At 72.5% G+C, this 14,310-nt stretch carries 15 protein-coding genes; 6 read left to right on the top strand and 9 right to left on the bottom strand.

All coding sequences use genetic code 11. From position 1 onward, the window contains the following. Positions 1–621, bottom strand: a complete 621-nt coding sequence (locus BFN33_RS39600) for a DUF47 domain-containing protein (RefSeq protein WP_030043659.1) — start codon at positions 619–621, stop codon at positions 1–3. 200 nt (positions 622–821) lie between these two features. On the opposite strand from BFN33_RS39600, the gene BFN33_RS39595 reads away from it, so the two are divergent. Further along, a complete protein-coding gene (locus BFN33_RS39595) occupies positions 822–1,160 on the top strand; it encodes a metal-sensitive transcriptional regulator (RefSeq protein WP_057608844.1) in 339 nt (112 codons plus the stop codon). A gap of 36 nt (positions 1,161–1,196) precedes the next feature. Here the strand turns inward: BFN33_RS39595 and BFN33_RS53450 are convergent, their stop codons facing one another. The 8 genes from BFN33_RS53450 to BFN33_RS39560 form a co-directional block, all read right to left on the bottom strand. Then, positions 1,197–1,373, bottom strand: a complete 177-nt coding sequence (locus BFN33_RS53450; protein ID WP_174269170.1) for a hypothetical protein — start codon at positions 1,371–1,373, stop codon at positions 1,197–1,199. A gap of 98 nt (positions 1,374–1,471) precedes the next feature. Further along, complete coding sequence (locus BFN33_RS39590) at positions 1,472–2,308, bottom strand: hypothetical protein (protein ID WP_069765049.1); 837 nt, start codon at positions 2,306–2,308, stop codon at positions 1,472–1,474. Between the two features lie 317 nt (positions 2,309–2,625). Beyond that, a complete protein-coding gene (locus BFN33_RS39585; protein WP_069765048.1) occupies positions 2,626–3,051 on the bottom strand; it encodes an NUDIX hydrolase in 426 nt (141 codons plus the stop codon). Positions 3,052–3,068: 17 nt separating this feature from the next. Next, entirely contained in the window at positions 3,069–4,136 is a 1,068-nt protein-coding gene (locus BFN33_RS39580; RefSeq protein ID WP_069765047.1) for a CHAD domain-containing protein, read from the bottom strand. Next, the gene (locus BFN33_RS39575) at positions 4,117–6,486 is read right to left on the bottom strand and encodes an RNA degradosome polyphosphate kinase (protein WP_370743354.1); all 2,370 of its coding nucleotides are present in this window, start codon (positions 6,484–6,486) and stop codon (positions 4,117–4,119) included. Before BFN33_RS39575 ends, BFN33_RS39580 begins: the two co-directional genes overlap by 20 nt. 502 nt (positions 6,487–6,988) lie before the next feature. Continuing rightward, the gene (locus BFN33_RS39570; protein ID WP_069765045.1) at positions 6,989–7,918 is read right to left on the bottom strand and encodes a hypothetical protein; all 930 of its coding nucleotides are present in this window, start codon (positions 7,916–7,918) and stop codon (positions 6,989–6,991) included. Continuing rightward, positions 7,915–8,829 carry an ABC transporter ATP-binding protein gene (locus tag BFN33_RS39565; RefSeq protein ID WP_069765044.1) on the bottom strand — a complete coding sequence of 305 codons (915 nt, stop codon included), beginning with the start codon at positions 8,827–8,829 and terminating at the stop codon, positions 7,915–7,917. Before BFN33_RS39565 ends, BFN33_RS39570 begins: the two co-directional genes overlap by 4 nt. Beyond that, the gene (locus BFN33_RS39560) at positions 8,826–9,212 is read right to left on the bottom strand and encodes a GntR family transcriptional regulator (protein WP_069765043.1); all 387 of its coding nucleotides are present in this window, start codon (positions 9,210–9,212) and stop codon (positions 8,826–8,828) included. Before BFN33_RS39560 ends, BFN33_RS39565 begins: the two co-directional genes overlap by 4 nt. 122 nt (positions 9,213–9,334) lie before the next feature. Here BFN33_RS39560 and BFN33_RS39555 point away from each other — a divergent pair, with 122 nt between their 5' ends. The 5 genes from BFN33_RS39555 to BFN33_RS39535 all read left to right on the top strand — a co-directional run bounded on the left by BFN33_RS39555 (position 9,335) and on the right by BFN33_RS39535 (position 14,182). Beyond that, entirely contained in the window at positions 9,335–9,877 is a 543-nt protein-coding gene (locus BFN33_RS39555; RefSeq protein ID WP_069765042.1) for an RNA polymerase sigma factor, read from the top strand. Positions 9,878–10,295: 418 nt separating this feature from the next. Beyond that, positions 10,296–11,123 (top strand): hypothetical protein, encoded by an 828-nt coding sequence (locus BFN33_RS39550; RefSeq protein WP_069765041.1) that lies wholly within the window; start codon positions 10,296–10,298, stop codon positions 11,121–11,123. Continuing rightward, positions 11,120–11,989 (top strand): ABC transporter ATP-binding protein, encoded by an 870-nt coding sequence (locus tag BFN33_RS39545; RefSeq protein WP_069765040.1) that lies wholly within the window; start codon positions 11,120–11,122, stop codon positions 11,987–11,989. Before BFN33_RS39550 ends, BFN33_RS39545 begins: the two co-directional genes overlap by 4 nt. Then, the gene (locus BFN33_RS39540; RefSeq protein ID WP_069765039.1) at positions 11,986–13,530 is read left to right on the top strand and encodes an ABC transporter; all 1,545 of its coding nucleotides are present in this window, start codon (positions 11,986–11,988) and stop codon (positions 13,528–13,530) included. The genes BFN33_RS39545 and BFN33_RS39540 overlap by 4 nt, the downstream gene beginning before the upstream one ends. Next, positions 13,517–14,182 (top strand): ABC transporter, encoded by a 666-nt coding sequence (locus tag BFN33_RS39535; RefSeq protein ID WP_069765038.1) that lies wholly within the window; start codon positions 13,517–13,519, stop codon positions 14,180–14,182. The genes BFN33_RS39540 and BFN33_RS39535 overlap by 14 nt, the downstream gene beginning before the upstream one ends. The last annotated feature ends 128 nt before the right edge of the window (positions 14,183–14,310 follow it).

Raw genomic sequence — 14,310 nt, 5'->3', positions numbered from 1 at the left:
TCAGGACTCCTTGACGGCGATGGTCTCCACCGTGTTCGCCACATGCTCGAACGCGTCCGCGGCCTCTTCGAGGACGTCCACGATCTGCTTGAGCTTGAGGACCTCGATGGCCTCGTACTTGCCGTTGAAGAGCATGGCGAGCAGCTTGCGGTGGATCTGGTCCGCCTGGTTCTCCAGCCGGTTGACCTCGATCCAGTACTCGGTGAGGTTGTCCATGGTCCGCAGGTTCGGCATGGCCTCGGCCGTGAGCTCGGCGGCCCGGGCGAGCACCTCGATCTGCTGCTCGACGCCCTTGGGGAGCTCCTCGACGTTGTAGAGGACGACCAGGTCGACGGCCTCCTCCATGAAGTCCATGATGTCGTCGAGGGAGGACGCCAGGTTGTAGATGTCCTCGCGGTCGAACGGCGTGATGAAGGAGGAGTTCAACTGGTGGAAGATCGCGTGGGTGGCGTCGTCACCGGCGTGTTCAGCGGCCCGCATACGCTCTGCGATCTCGGCCCGGCCGGCGGTGTCCGCGCCGAGCAGTTCCATCAGGAGCTTCGAGCCTGTGACGATGTTGTCCGCGGAGGCGGCGAACATGTCGTAGAAGCTCGTCTCCCTGGGGGTCAGACGAAAGCGCACAAGGGGTCCTCGGGGTGCATCGGTTTCGGTCAGGCTGATGCTAGGTGCATCATCCGGCCACGGCTAATGGGCCGTCCCCCAGTGTCGCCCATGATGCACAGTGGTTGGCACGGGGGCCGTCCGCAGGCCCTATACCCGGGAAACTTCGGTACGATATACCCAGGAGGGGTATAGGAATGCCCCTTGTTGTGGAGGACGCGATGACGACCACCGACACCGGCGCCACGGCGCCCTCCGAGCCAGTGGCCGAAAACGTCACGCACGGCTACCACAAGCAGAAGGACGAGCACCTCAAGCGACTGCGCCGGATCGAGGGCCAGATCCGGGGCCTGCAGCGGATGGTCGACGAGGACGTCTACTGCATCGACATACTCACGCAGGTGTCGGCCTCCACCAAGGCCCTGCAGTCCTTCGCCCTGCAGCTCCTGGAGGAACACCTGCGGCACTGCGTCGCGGACGCTGCCGTCAAGGGTGGCGCCGAGATCGACGCGAAGGTCGAGGAGGCGACGAAGGCCATCGGCCGGCTGCTGCGGACCTGATCCGGCCCTCCCCACGACGGGACGGGCGCCCCCGGCTCACTCGCCGGGGGCGCTCGCGCGTTCTTCGGCCACTTTCAGCACCTCGTCGATGCTCTCCAGGCTGAGCCGGTCGTCCGCGGCCGACGCCGCGATGATCAGCTCTCCGCACAGTTCGATCTCGGCGAGGGCCACGTGGTCCTGCACCGCCGTACCGCCGACCGGAGCCACGCGCATCACCTCTTCTCTGCCGTTACCGACTTCCTAGAGTAGGGAGCGGCACACACACCGCGCATGGCACGGACGGGCTAGTTCTTGACGCCCGTCACGACCGCTCAGCCCTCGGCGATCTCACCGGCGTAGATGTCCCGGGCGGCCGGCAGACGTACGTCCGTGGCGATCCCGAAGTCGTACAGCAGGGTCGTCGAGGCGACCGCGACGGTGCCCTGCCGCTGTCCGTTGGTGAAGCTGAAGCGGTGCCGGATCTTGCGGATGCGGCCCTGGTCGTCGAGGTAGACGTCGAAGGGCACCGCGGCCGTGGCGAACCCTTTCGCCGCCGCTGCCAGGACACCCTTGTTGGCGTCGGAGGCGCTCTTCGCCGCGGCGGCGAGGTCCGCCGTACCCCGGTAGTGCCGCACCTCGGTCCCCGCGAGCTCGGTCGTGCCGACGTACGTCGCCGTCATGGTCCCGCGCAGCACCTCGGCGGCGGCGAACGGATCGGTGGCCCCGCCGGTGACGAGGTTGCCGTCGGAGAGGGTCGCGGTGTCGACGCGCACCCACTTGTCGGCGGGCACACCCGCGCCCCGGTTCTTCATGAACAGGGCACCGGGGGCGAGGAGTTCGGTGATCGGCAGGTGCTCGCTGGTGCCGGCCGGGTCCTGCGGCAGCAGCACCTTCAGCCGGCCGAGCCGCCCGCGGTAGTCGTACACGCCCTCGCCGCGGATGGTGACCCGGGTGCCGCCGGTGGCCATCTCCATCGAGGTGCTCGCCTTCGAACTCCCCGCGTCCACCAGGGCGTCGGCGGCCCGGCGCAGCGTCCCGACCGCGTCGGCCGCGCGCGCGTCGTCGAGCGTGGCGCCGCTGCCCGAGCAACTGGTGGCGCAGGCGCAGGCGATGAGCACCGCCGCGACGACGACCGACCCGCCGGCCTGCCTGTGCTGCCGCTCCGTCATCGCCGCGTACCCCCAGCCGATACGTCCGTGAAGGACCCCCTGTCGCTTCGACTAACGACGGGCAGCAGGGGGTCGTCACGCGCATACGTGGCCTTTACCCGCGGTGGGTAACGTTGTCGGCGTGGCGCAGCAGGACAGGATCCCCCCACCCCCCTCCGACCGACCGGCCCACCACACGCAGATGGTCGAACAAGGCCGCTTCTGTCTGGCCCGGTGCACCTGCGGCTGGCGCGGACCGGCGCGCAGAGCCCGCAGCCAGGCGCGGGCGGACGCGGAGGGGCACGCGCCGGTCTGACAGCGGCTCCTCGCCCAGGGCCCTACCTGTGTTCCAGTACCCGCACCAGGAGCTCGTCGACGAGTGTCCTGTCCCGGGGCTGGGTCAGCCGGTTCCGCGCGGCCGTCGGGGGGAGCCAGAGGATGCGGTCGACCTCGTCGTTCGGGGTGAAGGCGCCGGTGGTGGCCTCGGCCGCCCAGTAACGGACCTGCTTGGGGCGGCCGTTGGCGTAGTACTTCGTGGTGGAGAGCCGGGCGCCGGGTGCGGCCCGGTACCCGGTCTCCTCCTCCACCTCGCGCAGCGCGCCGGCGACGGCGTCCTCGCCGCGCTTCAGCTTGCCCTTGGGGTGCGACCAGTCATCGTATTTCGGCCTGTGGACCAGGCAGATCTCCAGCTCCCCGTCGATCGGGGAGCGGCGCCACAGCACACAGCCGGCCGCCTGGACGGGGGTTTGCGGGGTGTCGGTCACTGGAGTCGCTGCCTCCTTCAGGTGCTGACGGCCTGCTTCTGCCAGCACTGCTGGAACGCGAACCTGGCCGCCTCCACCTCGTGGCGCTGATCGGCGTGCAGCACGCCGAGGGCGTAGGCGGTGGCCGGCGCGATGCGGGGGGTGCGGGCCGCCGCGGCGGCCGCGGCGGCGGCCTCCGAGGCGTCCCGGTGGCGGTCCAGGGCCTGACCTGCCGTCAGGAGCCGTAGCTCCACCGCGGGGTTGGTGCCGCAGACCACCTCCCTCGCGTACCTGTGCAGGCGAAGGAGGAGACGGACCTGGTGCCAGGGGGCGTCCTGGGGGTGGGGGGAGGGGTCAGGGGACAGTCCGTGGATGAGGGCCTCGGCGTTGTAGGGATGGCCCGCGGTGACCAGGGGGAGGGCGGTCACCGCGTCGTCGAGGCGTTCCTGGGCCGCGGTGGCCATGGGGTGGAGGTCGGTGGTGACGGCCGTTTTCGTCAGCGGAACCTCGCTCGCCAGTACGGCGATGTTGTCCGCGACCGCGTGGAAGCGGGACGAGCCGAGGGCCTGGAGGGCGGTGCTGTGGGCCCGGGTACGGGCGAGGGTGAGCTGGCGGTCGAGGAGGGCGCCTGCTTTCGCGGCACCCACGGTCAGGTTGGCGCGGTCCGGGGTGGGCACGGCCGCGGCAGGTGAAGCGGCACCCACGGCCGCAGCCGCCGTCTGCGGGGGAAACACCGCGCCCGACAGCCTGTGCAGGGCCAGCAACAGCCGTTCCAGCCGGGACTCGTACGCGTGCTCCATGCCCAAGGTCCCTGACAACCAGGCCAGTTCCGGGCGCAGGGCCTCCGACCAGTCGGCGTCGAGAAGGGGGCGGAAGGTGTGGAGGCTGGCGCTGATGCGGCGGACCGAGCGGCGCAGGGCCCGGGCCGCGTCGACGGGGTCCTCCGCGCCCGCCGCCGAGGCACCGCCGGACTCCCGGTGCTGGCGCAGGGCGCGGAGGAACTCCGTGGCCTGGGATCGCAGATAGTCCGCGAGGGCGTCCCCGGTGGGGGACGGCCCGATGTGCCCGGCCAGGGGCTCCGTCGGTTCAAGGTGTTGCTGTGCCACGCCGGCGCCTCCGGGCGTCTATGAGCATCTCCTGGACGTTGCGCAGGGGCTGGCCGTCCGCATCCATGGCGTGCCGGGTCCACTCGCCGTCCGGGCCGAGATGCCAGGACGCGGTGGTGTCGGACATGCCGGTCTCCAGCAGCCGGTTGAGGGCCGCCCGGTGGGCCGGGTCGGTGACCCGGACCAGGGCCTCTATCCGGCGGTCGAGGTTGCGGTGCATCATGTCGGCGCTGCCGATCCACATCTCGGGTTCGCCGCCGTTGCCGAAGCCGAACACCCGGGAGTGTTCGAGGAACCGGCCGAGGATCGAGCGGACCCGGATGTTCTCGGACATGCCGGCGACGCCGGGGCGGATCGCGCAGATGCCGCGCACCCAGACGTCGACCGGGACACCCGCCTGGGAGGCGCGGTAGAGCGAGTCGATGAGCGCCTCGTCCACCATGGAGTTGACCTTGATGCGGATGAAGGCGGGACGCCCTGCGCGGTGGTGCTGGACTTCCTTGTTCACGCGGGAAATCAGGCCGTCGCGAAGGGACTTGGGCGCCACGAGGAGGCGGCGGTAGGTCTCGCGACGGGAGTAGCCGGACAGGCGGTTGAAGAGGTCGGAGAGGTCCGCGCCCACCTGCGGGTCGGCGGTGAGCAGGCCCAGGTCCTCGTAGAGGCGCGCGGTCTTCGGGTGGTAGTTGCCGGTGCCGACGTGGCTGTACCGCCGCAGCGTGTCGCCCTCCTGACGGACCACCAGGGACAGCTTGCAGTGGGTCTTCAGACCGACCAGGCCGTAGACGACATGGCAGCCCGCCTCCTCCAGCTTGCGCGCCCACTTGATGTTGGCGTGCTCGTCGAAGCGGGCCTTGATCTCGACCAGGACGAGGACCTGCTTGCCGGCCTCGGCGGCGTCGATGAGGGCGTCGACGATCGGGGAGTCGCCCGAAGTGCGGTACAGGGTCTGCTTGATGGCGAGGACGTCGTCGTCCTCGGCCGCCTGCTGGAGGAAGGCCTGCACCGACGTCGAGAAGGAGTCGTAGGGGTGGTGCAGCAGCACGTCCCGGGCACGCAGGGCGGCGAAGATGTCCGGCGAGGACGCCGACTCGACCTCGGCCAGGTCGCGGTGCACGCCGGCGACGAACTTGCGGTACTTCAGCTCGGGGCGGTCGAGGCCCGCGATGCGGAAGAGGCCGGTGAGGTCGAGGGGGCCGGGCAACGGGTAGACCTCCGCCTCGGAGATCTTCAGCTCGCGCACCAGCAGGTCCAGGACCTCGCGGTCGATGGACTCCTCGACCTCCAGGCGCACCGGCGGGCCGAAGCGGCGCCGCATGAGCTCCTTCTCCAGGGCCTTGAGGAGGTTCTCGGCGTCGTCCTCCTCGACCTCCAGGTCCTCATTGCGGGTGACCCGGAAGGTGTGGTGCTCCAGCACCTCCATGCCCGGGAACAGCTCCTCCAGGTGGGCCGCGATGACGTCCTCGATGGGGACGTAGCGGCCGGGGGAGGACTCCAGGAAGCGGGACAGCAGCGGCGGGACCTTGACCCGAGCGAAGTGGCGCTTGGCGTTGACCGGGTTGCGCACGATCACGGCCAGGTTCAGCGACAGGCCGGAGATGTACGGGAAGGGGTGCGCCGGGTCGACCGCGAGGGGGGTCAGGACCGGGAAGATCTGGTGCCGGAACAGGGTGAAGAGGCGGGCCTGCTCCTTCTCCTGGAGTTCGTTCCAGCGGACCAGGTGGATGCCCTCCTCGGCCAGGGCGGGGGCGACGTCCTCGTGGTAGCAGGCGGCGTGCCGGGCCATCAGCTCGCGGGAGCGGGCCCAGATCATCTCCAGGACCTCGCGCGGCTGGAGGCCGGAGGCGGAGCGGGTGGCGACGCCGGTGGCGATACGGCGCTTCAGTCCGGCCACCCGGACCATGAAGAACTCGTCCAGGTTGCTGGCGAAGATCGCGAGGAAGTTCGCGCGCTCCAGCATGGGGGTGTTCGGGTCCTCGGCGAGTTCGAGGACCCGTTCGTTGAACGCGAGCCAGCTGCGCTCCCGGTCGAGGAAACGACCCTGCGGGAGCTGGGCGGCCCCGTCGACCGGGATCTCCTCGTAGGCGTCGAGATCGGCGTCGAGGTCGGGTTCCAGATCGGAGACGGTGGCCGACACGGTGTGCGGGCGGTGCGCGGCTATGGAGCCCACGGAGGGCTGCACGTGCTGGACCTCTGCCTGGCTGTTCGACTGGCTCATGGCCCCATTCTTCCGCGCCGGAAGCGAAACGGGCGCGTCGGAGGCTGCGAGCGGGAGCACGACGGCGACCGGGGCGTCCCCGTTCCCCGCGGATCCCTCGGGCGGCGGCGAAGGCTCTGGCACGGCGGGCTTCATTCGGTGAGGGTCGCAAGCCCGTCTGAACCAATGGTTACGGCGACATGGCGTTCGGGATATCGGAGGACGGCCCCCGGGCGTCCGCACACCTGAACCGCACGTCGTGGCCCGTTGCCGGGGACGTGCGGTTCTGGGGGCGTTCTCAGGCGGTACGGCGGCGAGGGACGGGGGTGGCAGCCGTGCGGTACCGCTCGACGTACCGGTGGAGCACGGTCCTCACGGTGACCGTGACCGCGAGGGCGGGCAGGGAGCGTCGTAGCGGGAGCGCGGCGAGCGTGCCGACCGCCGGTGCGCGGGGGCCGTACGCCGCTACGGCCGGGCCGGCGGCTGTCGTACATGAACGTACTGATCCAGCCCACGGGCTCAGGTGCAGTCGCGCCAGGCCCCGACGCCGCGCAGGCCCGGGCCGTCGTCGGGGGAGGCGGCCGGGGATGCGTGGGCCGAGTCGGCGGTGGCCCCGGTCAGTCGGAGCAGGCGGCCGACGGTGGCGAGGACGCCGTACTCATCCGATGGCTGTCCGCCTGCGCAGGATGCCGAACGCGAGGGCGACGGCCACGGCGGTGAGGGCGAGCAGGACACCGGTCTCAAGGAGCTGGCGGGGCCAGTAGTCGGAGGACGGCAGGTACTCGCGGGTGAAGCGGACGACGTCGTGCTTGGCGAGGCAGGCCTTGTCGTCGTAGCAGCCCGGGTCACGGATCTCGCGGCCTGCGGAGGTGAACGCCCGGCTGCGCGAGCTGAGCTCGGGCTGCTGGTAGCGGCCCTGGAAGGGCCAGTGATTGCCGCGGAAGGCGTAGACCAGGAAGTACGCGAACCCGCTGAAGGCGAGGGCGGGCAGGGTGCGGCGGACGGTGAGGCCGATCAGGGCGCCGAGGGCCAGACCGAGCAGGGGTGCGGCGACGGTGGCCGGGCCGAGGGAGAAGTAGAGGGAGCGGGGACCGATGCCGGCGATGAGCAGCTCGCTGCGGCTGGACCACAGCTGGTGGTACAGCACGGTCAGCAGGGTGGAGCCCAGGACGATGAGGGCCGCGGGGACGGCGAGCGCGGTGGCGAGCCAGCGGGCCGGGGAGACCGACTGGGTCCAGGCGAGCTGAGCGGTGCCGCTCTCCAGTTCGCGGGCGATCAGCGGGCCGCCGGCGAACAGGGCGACGGCGAAGGAGGCCACGGTGAGCAGGGTGTCCGGGTAGTAGAAGAGGTCGTTGTACCCGGTCGCGGGGCCGTCGTACATGATCAGCGCGGCGTACCCGTAGACGTCGAACTTCCGCTGCGCGGCCTCGGCGCCGGGCCCCAGGAGCCAGAGCAGGAAGCCCGCGGTGGCGGTCACGAAGGCGAGCCAGATCCACAGGGCGCCGCGGTGCAGACGCAGGACGGTGCGGACCAGGCCGCGCGGTGTGCGCGCCGGAGCGGCGGGCGCTTCGAGTACGGCGGCGCTCATGCGGTCACCGCCTCGGGTGCCCTGGTGCCCGGGGTGAGCAGGGCCGGGGCCTCGGGGGCGCGGAGATGGGCGAGCAACAGTTCCTCCAGTGAGGGTTCCTCGGTCGCCCAGCCCTCGCCGACCGGGCCGTCGCGGCGGATCAGGGCGGTCAGACCGCGGCCGGCGGTACGGGACTCGATCACGGTGTGCGGGGCCAGGTCGGCGAGTGTGCCGCGGCCGGTGACCAGGGTGTGGGCGGCGAGCAGGTCGTCGATGCCGCCGCCGAGCCGGACCCGGCCGCCGCCCAGGAGCAGCAGGTGGTCGCAGGCGTCGGCGAGTTCGGCGACGATGTGCGAGGACATCAGCACGGTGGTGCCGCGCTCGGCGGCGTCCGCCATCAGGGTGCCCATCAGCTCGTGCCGGGCGAGCGGGTCGAGGTCGGCCATCGGCTCGTCGAGGAGCATCAGGTCGGGCCGCTTGCCGAGGGCGAGGGCGAGCGCGACCCGGGTGCGCTGACCGCCGGAGAGCCCGCGGATGCGGGACTTCGGGTCCAGGTCGCCCTGTTCCACGATCCGGGCGGCGCGGGCGGCGTCCCAGCGGGCCGGGTTGAGCTCGGCGCCCATGCGCAGGGTCTCGGCGATGGTCAGCTGGGGGTACAGCGGCTTGTTCTGGGCGAGGTAGGCGACCCGGTCGCGGGCCTCGCCGGGCGCCCCGCCGAGGACGGTGAGCGTGCCGGCGGTGTGGTGCAGCAGGCCGGCGGCTGTCGCGAGGAGGGTGGACTTCCCGGCGCCGTTGGGGCCGACCAGCGCGCTGATGCGGCCGGTGGGCAGCCGGAAGGAGCAGCCGTCGAGGGCGGCGGACCGCCTGCCGTACCGCTTGCCCAGGCCGGACGCCTCCAGGGCGACGGCCGGGGTGGTGCTGGTGGAACTCACTGGTCCCCCTTCGGGAAGTGCTCATCGAGTACGGCGGTGAAGAACGCGTCGACGTCCTCGCGGCCGAGGCCCGCGGACCGGGCGCGCTTCGCCCAGTCGTCGAGTTCGGTGCGCAGGGGTGTGTCGGCCGTGTGGGTGCCGAGCGTCCTGCGGACGAAGGTGCCGAGGCCGCGGCGGGCCTCGACCAGGCCCTCGCGCTCAAGTTCGCGGTATGCCTTGAGCACGGTGTTCGGGTTGATGGCGGTGGCCTCCACGACCTCGCGGGCGGTGGGGAGCCTGTCGCCGGGTTCGAGGAGGCCCAGTCGTAGGGCCTGCTTGGTCTGCTGGACGATCTGCACGTAGGTGGCGACGCCGGAGCGCCGGTCGATGCGGTACTCGACCACGCGGACAACCACCCTTTCACTAATTGAGTAGTGAAAGGGTGGTGGAAGGTGATCGGGAAAGTCAAGCGTGGTTTTTTTATGGCCGGGTGAACCGATCGGCGGGGACCGTCCGATGGAGGGTCGTGAGGGAAACGAGAAGCGACGGGGATCTGCTGCGGGCCATCGCTGCGGACGGGGACCGGCGTGCCTTCGAAGAGCTGTACCGGCGGTACGCGCCCTGGCTGCTCGCGCGGCTGCGGGGGCGGTGTGCGGACGCGGCCCTGGTCGACGACGTCGTGCAGGAGACGTTCCTCGCGGTGTGGCGGGGGACCGCGCGTTACCGCGAGGAAGGCGATGTGGCCGGCTGGCTGTGGCGGATCGGCTCGCGCCGGCTGATCGACGCGCTGCGCGGTGAAGGGGCGCGGGGGCGGCTCAGGCAGGCCCTGTCCCGTCTGCGGCACCGGGACGAGGCGTCCGCGGAGGAACGCGTGCTCGCGGGGGTGGAGCACGGGGACCTCGCGGGTGCCCTCATCCGGCTGTCGCCGGAGCTGCGGGCGGTCCTCCAGGCCACGGTCATCGACGGCCTGACCACCCGCGAGGCCGCCGTCCTGCTGGGCATCCCACCCGGCACGGTCAAGACCCGCGCGATGCGGGCCCGCAAGCAGCTGAGGGAGGCACTGACGTGAGCACGCAGGAACGACCGGGGGCCGCCGCGTGGCGCCTGGGTCGGCGGATTGTTGCTGGGGCCGAAGTGCGGTGTCTGGGGCGGCGGACGGTGTCTGGGGCCGGAGTGCGGAGTTCGGGACAGCGGACGGTGTCTGGGGCCGGAGCGCTGGTTCCGGGACTGCGGACGGTGCCGCGGGGCGCTGCGCGGGATCTGGGGCGGCAGAGGATGCCTGAGGTCGCTGCGCGGGTCCTGGTACCGGGGTCGGTGCCTGGGACAGGAGTGCGGGTCCCCAGAACGCAGACGGTCCCGCGGGCCGCCGCGCGGGGTCTGGAGCGGCGGACGGTGTGTGGGGCCGAAACGCAGGGCCCGGGACCGCAGGCGATGACCAGGGCCGGAGTGCAAGGACCCGTGCAGGTGCGAGTCAAGGAGGTGGCGGCATGAGTTGGCATGTGGCCGAAGGTGATCTGCGGGCTTATGCCCAGGGCGAGTTGGCCGCCCCTCTGCTCTGGTCCGCCGACACCCACCTGGCGGCCTGCGCCGAGTGCCGGGGGCTGCTCGCCGACGTGAGCGACCCGGTCGCGCTGGACGCCGGGTGGGAGCGGCTGGACGCCGAGCTGGACGCGCCCCGGCCGGGATGGCTCGAGTCGCTGCTGACCCGGGCCGGGATCGCCGACCACACCGCGCGGCTGCTCGCGGCCACGCCGGTGCTCAGGCGCTCCTGGCTGGCGGCCGTCGTGTTCCTGCTGCTGACGACCGTCGGCGCGGTGCGCACGACCGAGTCTCCGACCCTGTTCCTCGCCCTCGCCCCGCTGCTGCCGCTGGCCGGCGTGGCCCTGTCCTACGGCCCGGTGCTCGACCCGACCTACGAGATGACGGTCGTCGCGCCCACCCACGGCTTCCGGCTGCTGATGATCCGCACGCTCGCCGTGCTGGTCGCGGGCCTCGGCCTCAACGGGCTCGCCACCCTCGCCCTGCCCGGCTACGGCCTGCGTGCCCTCGCCTGGCTGCTGCCCGCCCTCGCGCTCACCGCGACCGGCCTCGCGCTCACCCCACGGCTCGGCCCGGTGCTCGCGCCGTCCCTGGTGGGCGGCGCCTGGGTCGCCGTACTCCTCGCCGCGCAGGCCGCGCAGCAGACGGCCGCCGATCCGCTCGCGCCCTTCACCGCGGCCGGGCAGGGCGTGGCCGGGACCGTCGCCGCGCTCGCCGCCGGGCTGCTCTTCCTCCTCCGTGACCGCTTCGACCTCTTCAACGGGAGCGCCGAATGACCACCGCCGTCTCCGCCTCCGGGCTCCATCTCCGCTACGGCGGCACCCGCGCCCTCGACGACGTGTCGCTGCGGCTGACACCGGGCGTGACCGGGCTGCTCGGGCCCAACGGGGCCGGAAAGACCACCCTGTTGAGGGTGCTCGCCACCGCCGTGCCCGCCGACCGGGGCTCCTTCACCGTCCTCGGCCACGACCCCGGCACCTCGCGCGGCCGTCAGCAGGTCCGCCGCTCGCTCGGCTATCTGCCGCAGACCCCGGGGTTCCACCCGGACTTCAGCGCCTTCGAGTTCGTCGACTACGTGGCGATCCTCAAGGAACTCACCGACCGCACCGCACGCCACCGCGAGGTGCGGCGCGTGCTGGAGGAGGTCGACCTCGGGGACGTACGCGCGAAGCGCATCAAGAAGCTGTCTGGCGGGATGCGCCAGCGGGTCGCGCTGGCCGCCGCCCTGGTCGGCGACCCCGGCTTCCTCGTCCTCGACGAGCCGACCGTCGGCCTCGACCCCGAACAGCGCATGCGGTTCCGGGAGTTGATTGCCCAGGCCGGAGAGGGCCGGACCGTGCTGCTGTCCACCCACCAGACCGAGGACGTGGCGATGCTCTGCCACCGCGTCCTCGTCATGGCCCGCGGCCGCATCCTCTTCGAGGGCACCCCCGCCGACCTGACCGCCCGCGCCGCCGGCCGGGTGTGGAGCAGCACGGAACGCGCCCCGGACGCGAAGGCGGGCTGGCGCACCGGCACCGGCTCCTTCCGCAACGTAGGCGATCCGCCCGCCGGTGCCGACCTCCTCGAACCCACCCTGGAGGACGGTTACCTGCTCACCCTGGACGACGCGGGCACGGACACGGAGGTGGCGGCCGCATGAGCCTGGCGACCGAGACGGCGGCCGAGTCCGCCGCCGTGCACGAGGACGATCCGCGGCACTCCTGGGCGGCCGTGTTCGCCCTCGCCCGCTTCGAGGCACGCGACCTGCTGCGGTACATCCCGGTGCTGGCGACGCTGCTGCTGTACGTCGGCTACACCGCCTGGACGCTGTTCGACGAGAAGGAGGGCATGGACGCCTTCCCGGCCCTCCAGGACGCCGACCGCGCCACCCAGACCGGGCCCCTGCTGTTCGGGATCGCCCTGTTCGTGTGCGTCAACCGGTGCACGCTGCGCTCCCGCAGGCGCGGTACCGACCGGCAGTTCGACGTGCTGGTCATGGAACCGTGGCGGCGGACGGTCGCGCATGTGCTGTCGGTGGTGCCTTTCGCCGCCGTCACCGCGCTGGTCGTGCTGGGCGAGTTCACCCGGCAGGCCCTCAGGCCGGGCGCGGTGGGCCACGGCTCACTCGCCGAACTGGCCGTCGGCCCCCTGTACGTCCTGCTGTGCGGCGCGTTCGGAGTGCTGCTCGCGCGGCTGGTCCCCTCCAGGTTCGCGGCGCCGGTCGGCGTGGTCGGACTCTTCGTCTTCAGCGTGTTCATCTCCGCGGGCACCGGCGGCGCGGAGTGGTCGCGCTGGCTGTCCCCGATCGTCGGCGAGAACGGCGGCAACACGGTCCTGCCGTCGGACCTCATCGGCCGTCCCGCCGCCTGGCACGCCCTGTATCTGACCGGGCTGATCCTGCTCCTGGCCCTCTGCGCGGTCCTGGCGAGCGGCGGGCGCACGGCGTATCTGAAGGCCGGTGCGGTTGGCGCGCTCGCGCTGACGCTGGCCGGCGCGGTGGGCCAGTCCGGGGACGTGCCGGCGGAGTTGGCCGCCGCCCGCGAACGGGCCACGGTGTCCCCGCAGCGGGACCAGACCTGCGTGAAACAGGGCGGCTCGACGTACTGCGCGTTCCCCGAGTGGACCGGCCGCGCGGGCACCTGGGCGGGGGTCGTGGACCGCGTCCAGGCGCTGGCCGGCGGTACGGCCGCCCGGCAGCCCCTTCTCGTACGGCAGCGGGTCGAGGCCCGTTACGGACTGACCGGAGACGGGGCGATCGATCCGCTCACCGCGCCGGGCCAGGTGACCGTCGGCACGCGCTGGGGCGGCAACCGGGTCCCCGAGTTCGCGGTCGGCGTCGCCTATGTGCTGGTCGCCGGTGACGAGTCGAAGGGCGGTGAGCTGTGCGACGGGCGGGTGGTCACGACGATGTGGCTGGCGCTGGGCGGAGCCTCCCACCCGATGACCGACCTCGCGAACGTCCGCCTCGACGACAGTGTCACCGGGTCGGCGTACGTCCTCGGCCTGACCAGCGGGCTGTCGATGACGGCCGGACAGACCGCTGTCCTGCGGGAGTTGCTGGACCGACCGCGCGGTGAGGTGACGGCTTCCGTGAAGCAGCACTGGACGGAGCTGACCGCGCCCGGGGTCTCGACGGCCCAGGTGGCGCGGGTGCTGGGGACCGAGGTTCCGAAGGGGGCGAAGGACTGTGCGGAGGAGTGACGGGGGTGCCGGGCCGGGGAGCTCGGCGTTGGTCGTGGCCGTGGCGCGGACCGTGCCGTGGCGGGCGGTCGCTGCCGGGGCGGTCGTGGGGCTGCTGGTGGTCGGTCTGCCGCGGCTGCTGTCCGGGACGCTCGACGCGTGGCTCGGTCTCACCCTCCTCCGGGCGGCCGCGCTCGTCTTCGCCCTGGGGCTGACCTTCCTCCTGGACGATCCGGCCCGGGAGCTCACCACCCCCGTCCCCACCCGGCGTTGGGTCCGTACGGGACTGCGGGTCGCGCTGGTGGTGCCGGTCGCCGCGCTGTGGTGGACGGTCGCACTGAGCCTCCTGCCGGCACCTGCCCGCCCTCCGGTCGGCGCCATCACCCTGGAGGCCGCGGCGACGGCCGCCCTCGCCCTGGCCGTCGCGGCGGTCGCGGTCCGCTTCACCGAAGAGCCCCGCCCCGGCCCGTCGGTGGCAGCGGGCCTGCTGACCCTCGCCCTCCTCGCCCCCCACCTGCTCCCGGCCCGCTGGGACCTGTTCGTCCTGGTGGGAGACCCCGGCTGGGCGGCGGCGCACGTGCGGTGGGCCGCGGTGCTGGCGGGCGCGGTGCTGCTGGGCGCGGCCTGCGCAGTGGAGCCGCTGCGCGGCCTCAGATCACGCCGGGCGTCCTGACCGTACGGCGTCGCCGTACCGTCCACCGGGCAGCACCACGGCCCGCCCGCCGGGCCCGCCCAGACCGCGACCCCGCCCACCACGTCCACCCGGGCGGGCCGCCGGGTGCCGGGCACGACCAGCAGGCC

This window comes from Streptomyces sp. LUP47B, from assembly GCF_001746295.1.
Classification (GTDB): domain Bacteria; phylum Actinomycetota; class Actinomycetes; order Streptomycetales; family Streptomycetaceae; genus Streptomyces.
Note: the sequence above shows the minus strand (reverse complement) of the source record. Positions and strands in the feature narration are given on the sequence as shown.